This is a genomic window from Paraplanobispora siamensis (assembly GCF_016863175.1).
In the GTDB taxonomy this organism is placed as follows: Bacteria; Actinomycetota; Actinomycetes; order Streptosporangiales; family Streptosporangiaceae; genus Planobispora; species Planobispora siamensis.
The window spans coordinates 1-17,724 of sequence record NZ_BOOJ01000066.1 but is presented as its reverse complement, the minus strand read 5'-3'; the positions used below and the strand labels follow the sequence as shown (position 1 = coordinate 17,724).

The following is a 17,724-nucleotide window of genomic DNA, read 5'->3' as shown; positions in this document are numbered from 1 at the left end:
GTTGTACGACTGTGTTCGCGGCGTGACGACGGACGCCGTACCCCCGGCCCCCAGGAGACCGCGATGGACGAACGGCGTGAGCAGGACGGGACGATGCGGACCTCCACCCGCGACCTGGGTGAACTCCACGGCCGGATGCGCTCGTGGCTGAGCGGGCGCCTGGGCTGCCCGGTCACGCTGTCGGAGCTGAGCCACCCCTCGGGCAACGGCATGTCCAGCGAGACCCTCCTGTTCGACGCCTCCTGGGTCTCCGGGGAGGGCAGCCGCAAGGCCGAGTGCGTCGCCCGGATGGCCCCGGCGAGCGAGGCGGTGCCGGTCTTCCCCAGCTACGACCTCGGCAGGCAGTTCGAGGTCATGCGGATGGCCAGGGAGCGCGCGGGCGTCCCCGCGCCCCGCACCCTGTGGTTCGAGCCCGACCCCGGGCCCCTCGGCGCGCCGTTCTTCGTGATGGAACGCCTCTCCGGGCGGGTCCCGCCGGACGTGCTGCCCTACACCTTCGAGGGCTGGCTCCTGGAGGCCTCGCCCGCCGAGCGCGAGGGGCTGCAGCGGGAGAGCGTGGCCGTCCTGGCCAGACTGCACGACGCCCCGTTCACCGCTCAGGAGCTCCGTCCCCTGCAGCTCGACGGCCCCGGGGACTCCGCGCTGCGCAGGCACGTCGACGACCAGCGGGCCTACTACGCGTGGGCGCACTCCTCGATGCCGATCCCGCTGCTGGAGCGGGCCTTCGACTGGCTGGAGGAGCACTGGCCGGCCGACCCCGGACCCGACGTGCTGAGCTGGGGCGACGCCCGCATCGGGAACATGATCTATCACGGCTTCACCCCGGTGGCGGTGCTCGACTGGGAGATGGCGGCCGTCGGTCCCCGGGAGCTGGACATCTCCTGGATGATCTTCCTGCACCGCTTCTTCCAGGACGTCACCGAGGTCATGGAGCTGCCGGGACTGCCCGACTTCATGCGACGCGAGGACGTCTGCCGGGTCTATGAGGAGATGACCGGATACCGGCCGCGCGACATGGAGTTCTACGAGATGTACGCCGCCCTCCGGCACGGCGTCATCATGGCCCGCGTCTGGCACCGGCGCATCCACTTCGGCGAGCAACCCATGCCCGCCGACCCCGACGACCTGGTCATGCACCGGGCCACCATCGAGCGGATGCTCGACGGGAGCTACTGGGCCTGACCCCTCCCGCCGGCGAGCAGGCGGACGGTGAGCTCCGTCCGGTTGGCGAGGCCGAGCTTTACGAGGATGTTGCGCACGTGGCTCTCGACGGTGCGCTCGCTCAGGACGAGCCGGTCGGCGATCTGCCGGTTCGACAGCGCCCGGACGACCAGGTCGGCCACCTCGCGCTCCCGTGGGGTCAGCGGGGCCAGCGGATCGCCGGCGCGCCGGCGGGTCTCGAGGTCGGCGACCAGGCGGTCGGCGCGGGCCAGCGGTCCCGGCAGGTCCAGCCGCCTGGCCTCGGCCGCGGCCCGTACGGCGAGCGCCGCCGCCTCCGCGTGATCGCCGCCGGTCCCCCTGCGCCGCAGCACGTCGGCGAGGGCGAGCCGGGTGTGCACGAGCCAGGGTCCGGCGCCGAGCCGCAGGTCGACCTCCGCCGCGGACCGCAGGGCGTCCGCCGCCTCGTCGAGCCGCCCCATGACGGCGGCCATCCGGCCGACGGCCCGCGCGCAGGAGCCGCCGCAGAAACTGTCGGCGTTGCCGGGCAGGCCCCCGGCGGCGGCCCAGGGCAGCCAGTGGGCGTACGCCCAGCCCGCGGCCTCCTCGTCCCCGAAGGCCTCGACGAGCTCGGTCACGTTCTGCAGGACGGCCATCCCCCGCTCCCCGCGCGGCGGCTCCCGCAGCAGCAGGCGCAGGCGCTCGTACCCGGCGAACGCCTCCTCGCGGGCCCCGTCGAGGTACAGGCGCAGCACGTGGGCGGCCTCGACGGGCGGGACCGGGGGCAACGCCGCGAAGACCTCCCGGTAACCGCCGGGGATCTCGCGCCGGTCCCCGCGGACGAGCGCCAGGAGTCCCGCGAACATCTCCGTGAACGCCGAGGCCATCGCGTCGCCCATCCGGGCGGCGGTCTCCCCCGCCTCCGCCGACAGGGAGCGCGCGCGCTCGAACCGGCCGGACAGCGCCTCGCGCGCCGCCGCCGCGCGCAGGTGGTGCCACCGGGCGGCGGTCAGGCGCGTGGTCGCGGCGATCTCGGCCAGCCGGGCGATCTCGTCGTCGACGGCGGCGACGTCCACGAGCTGGTAGGCCGCGTCGGCGCGCCAGATGTGCCCCTGCACGGCGGCCATCGCCTGCCCGGAGCGCAGCCCGGTGCGCACCGCCAGGTCCCCCATCCGCAGGCGTTCCCCCACGTCCTGCGGCCGGTCGAGCAGCCCGGCCCTGGCCCGTGCCGCGTCCAGCGAGGCGGCCGGGTCTCCGCACTCCCCGGCCAGCCGCCACGCCCGCCCCGTCACCTCCTCGCTCCCGGGCCGCCCGGCCTCCACCTCCGTGCACGCCTTCCGCGCGAGCACCCGGGCCCGCACGACCTCCCGGTCCACGGCGCCGCCGTACTGCCGGGAGCCTGTCGCGTCCGCGAGGTCGAGGGCCGACAAGGCGCGCTCGCACAGGGCGGCCACCGTCATGAGGACCGCCGGGTCGCCCGCCCTGCGGACGACGAGCGCGGCCGAGGCGAGCAGGTCCGGGCGCCCGGCGGACTCCGCCGCGTCCGCCGCGTCGTGGCAGTGGCGCAGGCTCCGGGAGATGCGGCCCGCCACGTACTCGGCGGAGGCGAGCTCGACCAGGAGTCCGGCCCGTTCGGCCGGTGCGGCTCCCGTCCTGTCCAGCGCGTCCAGGGCGTGCCCGAGCGAGCGGACCGCCTCCTCGGGGGCCGGTGTCCGCAACGCGTGCGCGGCGGCGGCCCGCGCCCACCGCACCGTGGCGCGCAGGGCCCCGAGGTCGTCTCCGGCCCGCCGCCAGTGCGCCGCGACCCGGGCGGCCCTGGCGGGGTCGGCGCCCGCCCGCCGCTGCAGGATCTCGGCCGCCCTGCGGTGCAGCGCGGCGGCGGCCGTCGGTTCCACCACGACACCCTCGCGGACCAGGGCGTGGGCGAAGCGGTAGCGGGGCGGCGAGGTGTCGCCGGCGCGGACCAGCAGGCCTGCCTCGACCAGCGCCTCCAGACGGCCGGAGACCGCCGCCGGCGGCACGCCCCGGATCTCGGCGAGAAGCCCGGCGTCGACGTCCTCGCCGAGCACCGCCGCGGCCTCCACCGTGTCCCGGGCCTCCGGGCCGAGCCCGCCGAGCATCCCCTGGACGAGGAGGCGCAGATCCGCCGGAGGCAGCTCGGGGAGCCGCCTCCCGCCGTCGGCCGCACCGCTGCCGCCGGCTTCGGCCAGCGCCCGTGCCATCGCCGACACCAGCAGCGGGAGCCCGCCGGTGCGCTCGTGCACCGGGCGGGCGAGATCGGCCCCGCCGGGCAGGGGTGCGAGGCAGCGCGCGACGTCCCGCTCGGTGAACGGGGTGAGCGGGATCGTCCGTACGGCCCCGCCGCGGGCGACCTCGGCGAGGGTCCCGGTGAAGGCCGCCCGTCCGGTGGCGTCCCGGTGCGTCGCGACGACGAGCAGCCGGGAGTCCGCGACCTCCGCCGCGACCCGGCGGAGCAACGCCAGGGACGCCTCGTCGGCGTCGTGAAGGTCCTCGATCACCACCACCAGCCCCCGCGCGGCCTCCGCCGCCCCGATGAGGGCGTCGGCCAGGGAGGCGAGCAGCCTGAAGCGCGCCGCCGCGGTCTCCGCCGCGTCCACGGCGCCCGAGGCGTCCACGGCGTCCGCGGGAACGCTCAGGAGGGCGTCCCCGGACGGCGTGCCGCCCAGGACGCGGGAGGCGGCGCGCAGCCACGGCCACAGCGGTGGGACGCCCTCCTCGGCGGGGCAGCGGCCTCTCAGGACGTTCCGGTCACCGGCGAAGGCCTCCTCCACCAGGCGGGACTTGCCGATGCCCGCGGGTCCCGACACCAGGACGACCCCGCCCCGGCCCCGCCGGGCGGCCGCCGCCATCTCGCGCAGCGTCGTCGTCTCGCGCTCGCGTCCGACGAAGACGCCCGGCCGCCGGTCGATGCCCACCTCTCCAGTCTGTCAGCGCGGCGGCCGCAGACCAGTGCCCGTCCGACCTCCGGAGCGCGACCGCCCGAAAGGGGTCCGAGGCCCCGGTGACCGACCTGCCGGCGCAGGCGGCCCGGCGGTCAGTGCAGGTGGCCAGCGTCGTGGACTATCAGGGCGATCTGGACGCGGTTGTTCAGGTCGAACTTGGTCAGGATCCGTGAGACGTGGGCCTTGACCGTGGCCACGCTCATGTAGAGCTCGGAGGCGATCTCCGCGTTGGATCTGCCCCTGCCGACCGCCACCGCGACCTCGTGCTCGCGCTCGCTGAGCTCGGCCAGCAGTCCCAGCGCCCGTTCGCGGCGGGTCACCGCGCCGCCGTCGGCGACGTGGGCGATGAGCTGGCGGGTCACGGCGGGAGACAGGATGGGCTCGCCCGCCCCTACCTTGCGGATCGCGGCGACCAGCTCGCCCGGCGGGGTGTCCTTGAGCAGGAACCCGGCCGCCCCGGCGCGCAGCGCGCGCAGCACCTGGGCGTCGGCGTGGAAGGTCGTCAGGATGACCACCTCGGGGGCCGGGGCGCAGGACCGCAGGAGTTCGGTCGCGGTCAGCCCGTCCACGCGGGGCATGCGGATGTCCATCAGCACCACGTCGGGCCGGTGCCCGGCCACCATCGGCTGCACCTCGTCCCCGTCCGCGGCCTCCCCGACGACGACGATGTCGTCGGCGCCGCCCAGGATCATCGACAGCCCGGCCCGGACGAGCGCGTCGTCGTCGACGACCAGAACCCGGATCGGCCGCGGGGGGAGGGAGGAGTCCATGTCGATCACGTTAGCCGCGTTCTCCGTCGCACCGGCCATGCCCTCCCCTTGATCCCCTCGATCTCCCCACGCCCGCCGCCACGTCTCACGCCGCCCCCGCGACGTCCGCCGCGTCCTCGGCCCGCCACGGCAGCCACGCGCTGAGCCGGAAGCGGCCGTCGGGCGCCCTGCCGTACTCCAGGCGCCCGCCCATGAGCTGGGCCCGCTCGGTGAGGCCGATCAGGCCGGTGCCGCTGCCCGGGATGGACTGGCCCCCGGTCACGGGATTGCGGACCTCGAGAGTGAGCCCGTCGCCGGGCCCGCCCGTGACCACCACGCTCACCGGCGCGTCGGCGGCGTGCTTGCGGGCGTTGGTCAGTCCCTCCTGCGCGATCCGGTAGACGTTGCGGCCCAGCCCCGCCGGGACCTCCCCGTGGTCGCCGACCCTCAGTTCGAGGGTGACGTCCATGCCCGCCGCCCTGGACTCCTCGGCCAGGCCGGCCAGGTCGGCCAGCGTCGGCTGCGGCCGGTCGGGGGTGGTGTCCTCGGCGCCGTGCCGGAGCACGCCGATGACCTCGCGCAGGTCCTGGAGCGCCTGGTGGGCGCCCGAGCGGATCACTCCGGCCGCCTTGGCCACGTCCTCGGCCGGCATGCCCCGGTGGTACTCCAGCGCGCCCGCGTGCACGCTGAGCAGCGAGAGCCGGTGGGCGAGCACGTCGTGCATCTCCCGGGCGATGCGCTCGCGCTCGAGGTGCCTGGCCCGCTCCACCCGCAGCTCGGCCTCCGCCTCGGAGCGCTCGGCCCGTTCGCGCAGGGAGACCACCAGCTGCCGGCGGGCCCGCACGAACATGCCCCACATCACTACGACCAGCGTGACCAGGGTCCACAGCGTCATCGCCCACCCGGCGGCCAGAGTGGGGTCCGGGCGCAGTTTCACGTAGACGGGGATCGTCAGGAGGTGGACCGCGACCACCGGTGCCGCGATCTTGAACGGCCGGTGCACGACCACCGTGAACATCGCCGCGACGGCCGCCCCGCCCGAGACGCTCGACAGGACCGAGACCGGCGCGAGCACGAGGGCCAGCCCCACGGGCCAGCGGCGGCGCAGCCACACCGCGACGCACGCGGCGAACCCGACGAGCTGGTCGACGATCCGCATCGGCTCGGACAGCCCCGCCTCGGCCTGCACCGCCTCCACCGACAGGAGACCCAGCCCGGCGGCCAGCAGGAAGATGACGATGTCCACGATCCAGTCGCGGGTCGAGCGCCGGACCCCGGCCCTCCGCTGCCGCGGCGCGTCCCGCAGGCTCCCCGGCAGCAACCACCGGTACTCCGTCACGTGCTGGGTCACGTTCACTGACATTACGAGTAGTTCATGTGCTTTCGGAACCGACCAAAGTCGATCCGCCGCCGACCTTCGGGGGTAGCCGCCCGCGGTGCCGCCGGACGACGATCGGCGGCGTGAGGAAACTTCTCAAGCTGCTGGGGGCGCTGCTGCTCCTCCAGGGCGGGGTGACCGTGGTGAACGCGGTCCTGGGCTGGTGGAGATGGGCGCACGACCTGCTCCTGGTCAACCGCGTCGGCTTCCTGGAGGGGTACGAGGCCGTCGCGGGCCTCGTGCTCGGCGCGATCGGCCTGGCCCTGTACTCGGCCGGCAGCCGGGACTGACCCGGCTCCGCCGGCGGTCGCCCGCATACCGGAAACGACGGTCCGGCATGCCGGGAACGGCTCCGGCGCGCTAAATGTCGGTCGGTCCTCTTATGGTCATGACCGTGGAAAACGCCGTGCAGGGAACGCTGGACGAGCTGGGCACCCCGCTCGACCAGATCACGTTCGTGGTGTTCGACCTGGAGACCACGGGCGTCTCCGCGGGCGAGCACGCGATCACCGAGATCGGCGCGGTCAAGGTCAGGGGCGGTCAGGTGCTGGGCGAGTTCGGCACCCTGGTCGACCCCGGGACACCGATCCCCCCGTTCATCTCGGTGCTGACCGGCATCACCGACGTCATGGTCGCCGCGGCGCCGAAGATCGACTCCGTCCTGCCGGCCTTCCTGGAGTTCGCCCGGGGCAGCACGCTGGTGGCCCACAACGCCGGTTTCGACGTGGGGTTCGTCAAGGCGGCCTGCGCGGCCCACGGCTACCCGCCGCCCGACCATCCCGTGGTCGACACGGTCACCCTGGCGCGCAAGCTCCTGACCCGCGACGAGGCGCCCAACTGCAAGCTCTCCACGCTGGCCAAGCTCTTCAGCTCAACCGAGCCCTGCCACCGCGCCCTGTCCGACGCCAGGGCCACCGTCGACGTGCTGCACGCGCTCCTGGAGCGCGCCGGGTCCTTCGGCGTGCACACCCTGGAGGAGCTCAAGGGCTTCGTGCGCGCCCCCTCGCCCGAGCAGCGCCGCAAGCGGCACCTGGCCGACGCGGTGCCCTCCGCCCCGGGCGTCTACGTCTTCGAGGACGAGCGCGGCGAGCCGCTCTACGTGGGCAAGAGCGTCAACCTGCGCACCCGGGTGCGCAGTTACTTCACCGCGAGCGAGACCCGCCCCCGGATCCGGGAGATGGTCGGCATCGCCGTGCGGGTCCGGACGATCGTCTGCGCGACCGCGCTGGAGGCCGAGATCAGGGAGCTCCGGCTGATCGGCTCGGCCAAGCCCCGTTACAACCGCAGGTCCCGCTTCCCGGAGAAGGTCGTCTGGCTCAAGCTCACCGACGAGCCCTTCCCCCGTCTGTCGATCGTCCGCGAGATCAAGGACGACGGGGCCGGCTACCTCGGCCCGTTCACCAGCGCCCGCACCGCCGAGGACGCGCGCGCCGCGCTGCACGAGGCGATCCCGCTGCGCCAGTGCACCGACAAGATCCCGCTGCGGCTCACCGGGCACGCCCTGCGCTCGGCGTGCGCGCTGGCCGGGCTCGGCAGGTGCGGGGCGCCGTGCGAGGGCCGCCAGAGCGCCGAGGAGTACGGCGCGCACGCCGCCGCCGCCCGGCAGGCCATGGAGCTGGACGCCGCCCCGGTCTTCTCCGCGATCGAGGCCCGGATGGACCGGCTGTCCGGCGACCAGCGCTACGAGGAGGCCGCAGTCGACCGCGACCGGCTCGCCGCCTACGTGCGCACCTCGGCCCGGATGCAGCGGCTGCGGTCGCTGACCTCCATCCCGCAGATGGTGGCGGCCGGCCCGCTGCCCGACGGCCGCTGGGACGTCCACGTCATCCGCTACGGCCGCCTGGCCTCGGCCGGGGTGCTGGACAAGGGGGTCCACCCCACGCCCGTCGTGGACGCCCTGGTGGCCACCGCGGAGACCGTCGCCACGGGTCCGGGCCCGATCCCCGCGGCCAGCGCCGAGGAGACCGAGTGCATCCTGCGCTGGCTGGAGTCCCCGGGCGTGCGGCTGGTCCAGGTGGAGGGCACCTGGAGCCTGCCGGTCTCGGGCGCGGGCCGGCTCATGGGGCGCATCGAGCGCGCCTACCGGGCAGGAGACTCGGAGCCGCGCCGGTGGCGTGAGGGCCGCCCCGAACGCTGAGGACCCTCCTGCCGGAAAGCCCTTCCGGGCGCTGTGCGGATCTTCGGCACAGCGGCGGCGACGCCCGGCCGGGGCGCTGATAACTTCGGATGCGGCAAGCCGTACTCAACGAGGAGGAAGCGTGGTCACCGCGATCGTGCACATCAACGCCGAGGTGGACCGGATCCCCGAGGTCGCCCAGACGATCGCCGAGATCGACGGGGTGAGCGAGGTCTACTCCATCACCGGCGAATACGACCTGATGGCCATGGTGCGCGTCGCCGCCTACGAGGAGATCGCCGAGGTGGTCCCCGGCCGGATCAACAAGGTGGCCGGCGTCCTGCACACCGAGACGCACATCGCCTTCCGCGCCTACTCACGGCACGATCTCGACGCCGCCTTCTCCATCGGGCTCAGCGAGTCGGACTGACGCCGGCGGGCCCGCCGCCTGCCGGGGCGGCCAAAACCCGCGGTGCTCACCGGTCGTGGGGAGACTGGCCCGCACCTCGAAGCCCCCTCCGGCGCCGGGCGCGGCCTCCAGCGTCCCGCCGAACAGGGTGACCCGCTCCCGCATGCCGACCAGCCCGGTGCCCGCGGTCACGGCGGGCCCGGCCCGGCCGTCGTCGCGGACCAGGACGTCGAGGAAGCCGGGCCGCCAGCGCAGCGTGACGCAGGCCGAGCTCGCCCCCGCGTGCCGCAGGGTGTTGCGCAGCGCCTCCTGGACGATCCGGTAGGCCGACAGCTCCAGGGCGGGACCGACCTCGACCGGGCTGCCGTCCTCGACCACGTCCACCCGCAACCCTTCGGCGCGCACCTTGGCCAATAGGTCGGACAGGTCCGACAGCCGGGGCTGGGGCGTCCTGGTGCCCACCGCGTCCTCGGTGCGGAGCAGCGCCAGCATGCGCTGCAGCTCGGCGAGCGCCTGGCGCCCGGACTCCTCGGCCGTCCGGAGGGTCTGCCTGGCCCGCTCCGGATCCTTCTCCATGATCATGCGCCCGGCGCCGACGCCGAGCGTCATCATGCTGATCCCGTGGGCCACCACGTCGTGGAGCTCGCGCGCGATGCGGCCGCGCTCCTCTGCCACGGCGGCGCGGGCCAGCGCGTCCCGCTGGCCGGCCAGCCTGAGCTGCCCGGCGCGCAGGCGCGCGGCCAGGGACCGGCGGTCGCGGGCGAGCCGGACGACGGCCGCGGTCAGGCCGGCCACCGCCACCAGGAGCAGGGCCACGATCAGGTCAGCACGCCACATGACGGCCATGTAAGCATCCGGCCGGGACGGAGGCGTCCCCTCACGGGGGGATGAACCCTCCTCTCCTGAGGGGAGGACGCCCGCGTCACGACCGGCGCGCTCCGGAGGGGGACGTCACGACCTCGAGGTCGTGCTGGCCTCGATCCAGCGCTCCAGGGTGGCGGCGGCGGCGCCGGAGTCGACCGCGCGGGTGGCGCGGGAGTAGGCCTCGATCATCGCGGCGTCCAGGTCGTCACCGGCCCCGTCGAGCGCGACCAGGGCGGCGGCGGCGTTCAGCAGCACCGCGTCGCGGACCGGGCCGGTCTTGCCGCCGAGGAAGTCGTGCACCGCGCGGGCGTTGAAGGCGACGTCGCCGCCGCGCAGCGCGTCGGCCTCCGCGCGCGGGATGCCGAGCACGGCCGGGTCGAAGACGGTCTGCGTGGCGGTGCCGTCACGGACCACCCAGACCGTGGAGGTGGTGGCGATGGTCAGCTCGTCGAGCCCGTCGTCGCCCCGGAACACCAGGGCGGAGACGCCCCGCTCGGCGAAGACGCCGGCCACGACGGGCAGCATGCGCGCGTCGTAGACGCCGATCGCCTGGGCGGCCGGGCGGGCCGGGTTGGTCAGCGGGCCGAGGAAGTTGAAGACCGTCGGCACGCCGATCTCCTTGCGCGGCGGACCGGCGAAGCGCAGCGCGGGGTGGTAGACCGGCGCGAAGCAGAAGGCGATGCCCGCCTCGACGGCGACCCGGGCGGTGTCGGCCGGCGCCAGGTCGAGCGCGACGCCGAGGTGCTCCAGCACGTCGGCGGCGCCGCAGGAGGAGGAGGCGGCCCGGTTGCCGTGCTTGACCACCCGCGCCCCCGCGCCCGCCGCCACGATCGCGGCCATGGTCGAGACGTTGACCGTGTGGGCGCGGTCGCCTCCGGTGCCGACGATGTCGACCACGGGACCCTCGACCGTCAGCGGGGTGGCCAGGTCCAGCATCGTGCGGGCCAGGCCGGTCACCTCGGCGACCGTCTCCCCCTTCGCGCGCAGGGCGACGGCGAATCCGGCGATCTGCGCGGGACTCGCCGAGCCGGACATGATCTCTTTCATCGCCCAGGCGGTCTCGTCCGCCGTCAGGTGCTCACCGGCGAGCAGCGCCGACAGCAGCGCGGGCCAGGTGGTGCGCGCGTCCATAGGGATCTCCAGAGGGGGCCAGGGGGTTGCCGGTCTTCTCTTCTAGCGGGCGGTGAGGCGGGTGGAGAGGCGGCGGCGCATCAGGTCGGCGACGGTCTCGGCCAGCACCACGGGGTCGATCGGGAGCGCCACGACGGCCTCGGCCTTGGACCACTCGGCCAGCCAGCGGTCGTCGCGGCGGGCGATCAGCAGGCAGATCGGGGGGCAGTCGTGGACCTCGTCCTTGGCCTGGCGGGCCACGCCCATGCCTCCGGCCGGCTTGGCCTCGCCGTCGAGGACGGCGACGTCGATCTCACCCGAGTCGAAGTGCTGGACGACCTTCGGGTGGGTGGCGCACTCCACGATCTCCACGAGGGGCACGTCGGCGGCGGGGCGCCGGCCGATCGCCTGACGCACCTTCTCGCGGGTGCTTGCGTCGTCGCTGTAGACGAGGACCCTCATCTTGTCGTCGGTGCTCAAGGTCGCGCTCACTATCGCTCGTCGATGTATGGTCACCTGGGATGCTACCGGTCGCCCCGCTCGCAGACCCAGACCGGAGGCACCGGCAGGGCATTTGCCCCTTACGTCCAGATTAGAGGGACGTTTGACCCCCCTACCGGGGGGTCGTGCGGCGACCCGGACAGGGGAGCCGCAATAATGCTGCCCGTGGCGACAGCATCCGCAATCTCAACGACGACGACAGCCCACTCGTCCAACAAACCTGACTTGGTCAGTGTCGGGACGATCGTCTGGCTGTCCTCCGAGCTCATGTTCTTCGCGGCGCTGTTCGCGATGTACTTCACCATCCGGTCGGTGAGCATCGGCCAGGGACTGCCCTGGCCCGAGGCCCATCTGAACGTCCCGTTCTCGTTGGCCAACACGATCATCCTGGTCCTGTCGAGTGTGACCTGTCAGCTGGGCGTCTGGGCGGCTGAGAAGGGCCAGGTCGGCAAGCTGCGTTTCTGGTACATCGTCAGCTTCCTCATGGGCGCCGTGTTCGTCGGCGGCCAGCTGTACGAGTACAGCGAGCTGGTCGCCGAAGGCCACACCCTGTCGCACACCGCGTACGACTCGGTGTTCTACCTGACCACGGGCTTCCACGGACTCCACGTGACCGGTGGACTGATCGCGTTCCTGTTCATGCTGGGACGTACGTACGCCGCGAAGCGCTTCACCCGTGAGCAGGCGACCAGCGCGATCGTCGTGTCCTACTACTGGCACTTCGTCGACGTGGTCTGGATTGGCCTTTTCGTGACCATCTATGGCATTCATTAAGGAATCGGGGATCTCTGTGAATAGGATCACCGCTAGGCGGCGGCATCCGCTCGCGAGATACGCCGTCCTGCTTCTGACCTTGGGGCTGCTGGGGGTCGCGTACACCCTGGCGGCCCCGACGAGCGAGCGGGCCGACGCGGCCATCGCATCCGGCAGGGCCGACGACGTGGCGGAGGGCAAGAAGCTCTTCGAGCAGAGCTGCGGCAGCTGCCACGGTCTCAACGCCGAGGGCATCGCCAACCGCGGTCCCAGCCTCGTGGGCGTCGGCGCGGCGTCGGTGGACTTCCAGGTCAGCAGCGGCCGTATGCCCCTGGCCCAGCTCGGCGCCCAGGCCCCGCGCAAGAAGCCGGCCCCCTGGGTCAACGAGGACACCATCCGCCAGCTGGGCGCCTACATCCAGTCCCTCGGCGGCGGGCCCACCGTCCCGACGGCGGAGATGGTCGACCCCGCCAAGGGCGACAAGTCCAAGGGCGGCCAGCTGTTCCGCGCGAACTGCATCCAGTGCCACAACTTCGTCGGCTCCGGTGGCGCCCTGACGCAGGGCAAGTACGCCCCGCCGCTGCACGAGTCCACTCCCCGGCAGATCTACGAGGCCATGGTCACCGGCCCGCAGGCGATGCCGGTGTTCAACGACAGCATCATCACTCCCGAGCAGAAGCGGGACATGATCGCCTACATCGTGGGCGTTCGTGAGGAGCCCAACCCCGGTGGTGCCGGCCTCGGCCGTATCGGCCCGGTCACCGAGGGTCTGGTGGCGTGGATCGTGGGCATCAGCCTCCTCGCTCTGGCCGCCATCTGGATCACCGCAAAGAGGCGACAGGCCCAATGACAGACAACAAGCACGACATCGAGCAGCCCGAAGAGCGCGTCCCCAGGCGCGTCATCGGCACTCCTGCGCCCGCGGCGAGCACCTCGCTGCTGGGTCCCGACGAGAGGCCCGGGGAGTTCAGCGTCGCCGGCGTCGACCTGCAGGACGAGAAGACCGCGAAGAAGGGCGAGAAGATCGCCGCCCTCTGCTTCACGATCACGTTCCTGGCCGGCATCGCGTTCGTCGTCTCCTACGTGGCCTTCCAGGTCGGCACCCTCGAGACCACCCAGACCTCCAACCTGGCCCTGGGCGGCTCGCTCACGCTGGCGCTGCTCTCGCTGGCCTCGGGCCTGGTGGTCTGGGTCCGCATGGTCATGCCGAAGTACAAGCTGATCCAGGAGCGCCACGCGATGGCCTCCGACCGCGAGACCCGGTCCTACGTCGGCGAGACCTTCCTGCAGGGCGCGGCCGAGAGCGGCATCACCAAGCGGCCGCTGCTGCGCCGTACGCTCCTGGCCGCCGCGGCCCCGCTGGGCCTGGCCCCGCTGGTGCTCCTGCGCGACCTCGGCCCGAACTACTCGGACTTCGACGAGAAGCTGCGCCACACGGTCTGGGGCGAGAAGACCAAGGACGGCAAGTTCCGCAGGCTCGTGGTCGAGGGCAGCGGCGCTCCGATCCGTGCGGCGGACTTCAACTCGCCGGGAGGTATCCTGTCAGTCGTACCCGAAGGGTACGAACACGACATGAACGCCCTGGCCAAGGCCACACTGATCCTGATCAAGTTCCGCCCGGACGAGATCAAGCCGGGCACGAACGTGAACTGGACTCACGACGGCATCGTGGCCTACTCCAAGATCTGCACGCACGTCGGCTGCCCCGCGGCCCTGTACGAGCAGACCACCCACCACATCCTGTGTCCGTGCCACCAGTCGACCTTCGACGCCGCCGACGGCGCCAAGGTCGTCTTCGGCCCGGCCGCCCGACCCCTGCCACAGCTGCCGATCGCCGTGGACGATGAGGGGTATCTCGTCGCCACGGCCGACTTCGCCGTCCCCGTCGGTCCCAGCTTCTGGGAGCGCGGCGACGCCGAGGCCGAGGTCATTGAGAAGGGAGGCCAATCGTGAGCCCCTCCAGCGGCCCCGACGCAACCGTGCCCAAGGCCATCGCAGGTCCGAGCGAGTTCCTCGACGACCGTCTCGGTGCGGGGAACTTCCTCAAGCGCAACCTGCGCAAGGTCTTCCCCGACCACTGGTCGTTCCTGCTGGGTGAGATCGCGCTCTACTCGTTCATCATCCTGCTGCTGACCGGTACCTTCCTGACGTTCTTCTTCAAGCCCAGCATGGAGCACGTCATCTACGACGGCGCCTACGAGCCGCTCAAGGGCGTCGGGATGTCCGCGGCCTACGCCTCGGCGCTGGAGATCAGCTTCGACGTCCGCGGCGGTCTGCTCATGCGGCAGATGCACCACTGGGCCGCCCTGCTGTTCGTGGCCGGCATGATGGTGCACATGCTCCGCGTGTTCTTCACCGGTGCATACCGCAAGCCGCGCGAGCTGAACTGGCTGATCGGCGTCCTGCTGCTGACCCTGGCCCTGGCCGAGGGTCTGACCGGTTACTCCCTCCCCGACGACCTGCTCTCCGGCGCCGGTCTGCGGATCACCGAGGGTGTGGCGATCTCGCTGCCGCTGATCGGCACCTGGCTCACGTTCTTCCTGTTCGGCGGCGAGTATCCGGGCGAGGACGTCATCTCCCGGTTCTACTCGCTGCACATCCTGCTCATCCCGGGCATCCTGCTGGCGCTCATCTCCGCCCACATGATCCTGATGTGGGTGCAGAAGCACACGCAGATGCCGGGCAAGGGCCGTACGAACAACAACGTGGTGGGCGCCCCGTTCTACCCGGCCTTCATGGCCAAGGCCGGCGCCTACTTCATGTTCACCTTCGGCGTCATCGCGCTGCTGGGCACCTTCGCCCAGGTCAACCCGATCTGGATCTTCGGTCCCTACACGCCGGCGGACATCTCGGCGGGCTCCCAGCCCGACTTCTACATGGGCTTCCTGGAAGGCGCGCTGCGTCTGATGCCCTCGTGGGAGATCAACTTCCTGGGCTTCACGCTCCCGATGAGCGTGCTGATACCCGCGCTGGTCCCGATGGGCATCATCATGACCGGCCTGGCGGTCTATCCGTTCGCCGAACGATGGATCACCGGCGACAACCGCGAGCACCACGTCGCCGACCGTCCCCGCAACAACCCGCACCGCACCTCGATCGGCATCTCCGCGATCACCTTCTACGGTGTGCTGTGGCTGCTGGGCGCCAACGACGAGATCTCCTGGGTCTTCAAGGTCTCGCTGAACTGGACGACCTACGTCGGCCGGGTCCTCATCTTCGTGGCGCCGGTCATCGCCTACATCATCACCTACCGGATCTGCCTCGGCCTGCAGCGCAAGGACGCGGCGATCATCGGGCACGGCGTGGAGTCGGGCGTCATCAAGCGCCTGCCCCACGGCGAGTACATCGAGGTCCACGTGCCCGCGGCCGAGGACATCGAGGCCCACATGCGGGGCAAGGAGCCGGTCCCGGTCCTCACCGGCGCCGACACCGAGCCCGGCGGCATCCCGCCCAAGGGCATGCGCGGCCCCATCGGCAAGCTCAAGGCCAAGATGAGCACCGCGTACGGCGGCGAGAAGATCCCGCTGGACGACGGTCACCACGACGGCCACCACGACGGTCACGGCGACGAGCACGCGGCCGTCGGAGCGGGCGGGGACGACAAGTCCATCACCCGCTGAGCCGGGACCGGCAGGACCGGCTGAATGCGACAGGCGAAAGGCCCGGGCGGATCACCGCCCGGGCCTTTCGGTTCCTCTCCCCTGCCGGGGCTCCTCCCCGTACGGCGGCGCCGGAAACCCCCCGCGCCCCCGCCGGAGGGCTCCGTGCCTCGTCAGAGGCCCTCAAGCCCCATCAGAAGCTCCGCAACCCCGTCAGGAGCCCTCCGACCCCGTCCCGCCGGGGTCAGGCCGTCTCGGTGACGAAGCCCAGGGTGCTGCTCCAGCGGGTCCACTCCGACCAGTCCTCCTGCCAGTGACCCCAGCCGTTGAGGGGCTCGAGCACGCGGGGCGAACCGGTGATGATGATCGGGTCGCCGATCAGCGTGTTGTCGATGAACCACTTCGCGTGGCCGGGGCTGACGTTGACGCAGCCGTGGCTCACGTTGGCGTTCCCCTGCGAGCCGACGGACCAGGGGGCGCTGTGGACGTACTCGCCGCTGTTGGAGATGCGCACGGTGTTGTAGACGGTCTTGCGGTAGTAGCCCGGCTGGCCGGGCGAGATGCCCGGAGAGATCATGACGGTCACCGGCTCGCGGGACATGGCCAGGTGGATGCCGCTGGTGGTGTGGTACTTCCACTGGCCGCCCTGGCCGGCGCTCATCGGGATCGTACGGATCCTCTTGCCGTCGCGCTTGACCGTCAGGTGGTGGCTCTGGACGCTGCCCTGGGTGATCTGGGAGCGGCCGATCCTGAAGTCGAGGACGCGGTCGGCCTTGCCGTACAGGCCCTCCCCGCCGCGGACCCCGGCCAGCCGGGCCTCCAGCCGGACCTTGGTGTAGGCGGGCCAGAAGCGCTTGGGCCGGAAGTGGACCGTCCTGTCGTCGAACCAGTGCCAGGCGCCCTGGACCGGCTTGGAGGTGCGGACCAGCAGGTTCCGCTCGACCTCGACGCGGTCGGAGATGTCCCGGTCGAAGGTGATCATGATGGGCATGCCGACGCCCACGGTGAGGCCGGTGTAGTCCTTGTGCGGCGTGAGGCTCGCGATGGAGAAGCGGTCCTCGGCCTCGGCCGTGGAGAAGGAGCTGGTGGTCTCCGTCGTCTTCCCGTCGGGGTTGACCGCCTCCACCGTGACTTTGTAGGTGGCCCCGGGAGCCGCCGTCTCCCGGCTGCGCCACTGGGTCCCGTCGGCGCTCAGAACGCCCGCCAGAGAGCCCTTGGAGCCCTTCACGCTGACCTTCTTCAGCGTCCCGCCCCGGGCGCCGATCAGGACGGGCATGTCGGTCGGCACGTCCCCGCTGCTGTCGGCGGGCGTCACGAGCACGGTCGCGGCGGCCCGCACGGCCTCGGGGGCCGATCCCGCGTTCTGGGCGGGGTCCGTCCGCCCGGTCGCGGCGTCCGCCGCCGAACACGCCGTCACCAGTGAGAGGGCCACCAGCCCCGGCGCATAGGTCGAACCACGGATCGCCTGCCCCACGTGAACTCCCCCGTTCTCCGCTGGATCTATTACAGTCCGTTACTACCCGGAGCAAGCGGCGCGGTACCCGACACATCCCCTCTGAGCTGCCAATAAACATCAAAAAGCGGGCCACGGAGGTTTCCGTGGCCCGCTTGGGCGCGGGGCCCGCCGTACCGGATCCGCAGGCGGGTCCGGTACGTGCGGCTCAGTGCGAGAAGTTGCCCCGGTAGTACTCGAAGACGAACCCGACCATGCTCATGACGATCGCGAAGACGCCGATCATGAACATCCACCAGCCGATGACGAAGCCGAGCGCGGTGAGCGCGACGGCCAGGCAGACGAACAGCGGCCACCAGCTGTGCGGGCTGAAGAAGCCGAGCTCCCCGGCGCCGTCGCTGATCTCGCCCTGCTTGTCGTCCTCCGGCTGCGCCCCGATGCGGCGGGCCGTGTACATCAGGTAGTAGCCGATCATGAGGGCGAAGCCCACCGAGATGGCCATCGCCGTCGTGCCGACCGGCTCCTTGGACCAGTACCAGTAGACGACGTCCACCGCGGCGAAGAAGATGCCGATCAGAATGAACATCCAGCCCTGAACCCTCATCGGACCTCCTCCAGCTCACGCTCGGCCGGCGTGACGTGCGGGTGCTTGAGATCGAACGCCGGGCGCT

General features: G+C 72.2%; 16 protein-coding genes. 8 read left to right on the top strand and 8 right to left on the bottom strand.

The annotated features are described in order from the left end of the window. The first annotated feature begins 63 nt into the window (after positions 1-63). Complete coding sequence (locus Psi01_RS35345; RefSeq protein ID WP_204068515.1) at positions 64-1,182, top strand: phosphotransferase family protein; 1,119 nt, start codon at positions 64-66, stop codon at positions 1,180-1,182. Here Psi01_RS35345 and Psi01_RS35340 read toward each other — a convergent pair. The 3 genes from Psi01_RS35340 to Psi01_RS35330 all read right to left on the bottom strand — a co-directional run bounded on the left by Psi01_RS35340 (position 1,170) and on the right by Psi01_RS35330 (position 6,233). Beyond that, on the bottom strand, positions 1,170-4,094 hold the full coding sequence (locus Psi01_RS35340; RefSeq protein WP_204068514.1) for an ATP-binding protein: 2,925 nt from the start codon (positions 4,092-4,094) through the stop codon (positions 1,170-1,172). The genes Psi01_RS35345 and Psi01_RS35340 overlap by 13 nt on opposite strands. A gap of 119 nt (positions 4,095-4,213) precedes the next feature. Continuing rightward, on the bottom strand, positions 4,214-4,891 hold the full coding sequence (locus Psi01_RS35335) for a response regulator transcription factor (RefSeq protein ID WP_204068513.1): 678 nt from the start codon (positions 4,889-4,891) through the stop codon (positions 4,214-4,216). An 85-nt stretch (positions 4,892-4,976) separates the two neighbouring features. Then, the gene (locus Psi01_RS35330) at positions 4,977-6,233 is read right to left on the bottom strand and encodes a sensor histidine kinase (protein WP_204068512.1); all 1,257 of its coding nucleotides are present in this window, start codon (positions 6,231-6,233) and stop codon (positions 4,977-4,979) included. A gap of 98 nt (positions 6,234-6,331) precedes the next feature. Between Psi01_RS35330 and Psi01_RS35325 the strand changes: the two genes are divergently transcribed. The 3 genes from Psi01_RS35325 to Psi01_RS35315 all read left to right on the top strand — a co-directional run bounded on the left by Psi01_RS35325 (position 6,332) and on the right by Psi01_RS35315 (position 8,794). Then, the gene (locus Psi01_RS35325) at positions 6,332-6,538 is read left to right on the top strand and encodes a hypothetical protein (RefSeq protein ID WP_204068511.1); all 207 of its coding nucleotides are present in this window, start codon (positions 6,332-6,334) and stop codon (positions 6,536-6,538) included. A gap of 98 nt (positions 6,539-6,636) precedes the next feature. Next, the gene (locus Psi01_RS35320) at positions 6,637-8,385 is read left to right on the top strand and encodes a DEDD exonuclease domain-containing protein (RefSeq protein ID WP_204068510.1); all 1,749 of its coding nucleotides are present in this window, start codon (positions 6,637-6,639) and stop codon (positions 8,383-8,385) included. A gap of 121 nt (positions 8,386-8,506) precedes the next feature. Next, the gene (locus Psi01_RS35315) at positions 8,507-8,794 is read left to right on the top strand and encodes an Lrp/AsnC family transcriptional regulator (RefSeq protein ID WP_203876293.1); all 288 of its coding nucleotides are present in this window, start codon (positions 8,507-8,509) and stop codon (positions 8,792-8,794) included. Here Psi01_RS35315 and Psi01_RS35310 read toward each other — a convergent pair. The 3 genes from Psi01_RS35310 to Psi01_RS35300 all read right to left on the bottom strand — a co-directional run bounded on the left by Psi01_RS35310 (position 8,741) and on the right by Psi01_RS35300 (position 11,209). Then, positions 8,741-9,610, bottom strand: coding sequence for a sensor histidine kinase (locus tag Psi01_RS35310; protein ID WP_204068509.1), 870 nt, complete (start codon positions 9,608-9,610; stop codon positions 8,741-8,743). The genes Psi01_RS35315 and Psi01_RS35310 overlap by 54 nt on opposite strands. Before the next feature lie 114 nt (positions 9,611-9,724). Next, entirely contained in the window at positions 9,725-10,768 is a 1,044-nt protein-coding gene (trpD, locus tag Psi01_RS35305) for an anthranilate phosphoribosyltransferase (protein ID WP_204068508.1), read from the bottom strand. A gap of 42 nt (positions 10,769-10,810) precedes the next feature. Continuing rightward, positions 10,811-11,209 carry a DNA-binding transcriptional response regulator gene (locus tag Psi01_RS35300; protein WP_204068571.1) on the bottom strand — a complete coding sequence of 133 codons (399 nt, stop codon included), beginning with the start codon at positions 11,207-11,209 and terminating at the stop codon, positions 10,811-10,813. A gap of 195 nt (positions 11,210-11,404) precedes the next feature. Here Psi01_RS35300 and ctaE point away from each other — a divergent pair, with 195 nt between their 5' ends. The 4 genes from ctaE to qcrB are packed head-to-tail and all read left to right on the top strand — an operon-like array spanning position 11,405 to position 15,621. Next, positions 11,405-12,022 carry an aa3-type cytochrome oxidase subunit III gene (gene ctaE, locus Psi01_RS35295; protein ID WP_204068507.1) on the top strand — a complete coding sequence of 206 codons (618 nt, stop codon included), beginning with the start codon at positions 11,405-11,407 and terminating at the stop codon, positions 12,020-12,022. Beyond that, positions 12,009-12,851 (top strand): cytochrome bc1 complex diheme cytochrome c subunit, encoded by an 843-nt coding sequence (gene qcrC, locus Psi01_RS35290; RefSeq protein ID WP_444980731.1) that lies wholly within the window; start codon positions 12,009-12,011, stop codon positions 12,849-12,851. The genes ctaE and qcrC overlap by 14 nt, the downstream gene beginning before the upstream one ends. Next, positions 12,848-13,954: a cytochrome bc1 complex Rieske iron-sulfur subunit gene (gene qcrA, locus Psi01_RS35285; RefSeq protein WP_204068505.1), complete on the top strand. Its 1,107-nt coding sequence runs from the start codon at positions 12,848-12,850 to the stop codon at positions 13,952-13,954. Before qcrC ends, qcrA begins: the two co-directional genes overlap by 4 nt. Beyond that, entirely contained in the window at positions 13,951-15,621 is a 1,671-nt protein-coding gene (qcrB, locus tag Psi01_RS35280) for a cytochrome bc1 complex cytochrome b subunit (protein WP_204068504.1), read from the top strand. The genes qcrA and qcrB overlap by 4 nt, the downstream gene beginning before the upstream one ends. 223 nt (positions 15,622-15,844) lie before the next feature. Here the strand turns inward: qcrB and Psi01_RS35275 are convergent, their stop codons facing one another. After that, the gene (locus tag Psi01_RS35275; RefSeq protein WP_204068503.1) at positions 15,845-17,074 is read right to left on the bottom strand and encodes a L,D-transpeptidase; all 1,230 of its coding nucleotides are present in this window, start codon (positions 17,072-17,074) and stop codon (positions 15,845-15,847) included. A 187-nt stretch (positions 17,075-17,261) separates the two neighbouring features. Beyond that, positions 17,262-17,657 (bottom strand): cytochrome c oxidase subunit 4, encoded by a 396-nt coding sequence (locus Psi01_RS35270; RefSeq protein WP_204068502.1) that lies wholly within the window; start codon positions 17,655-17,657, stop codon positions 17,262-17,264. Positions 17,658-17,724 lie beyond the last annotated feature (67 nt).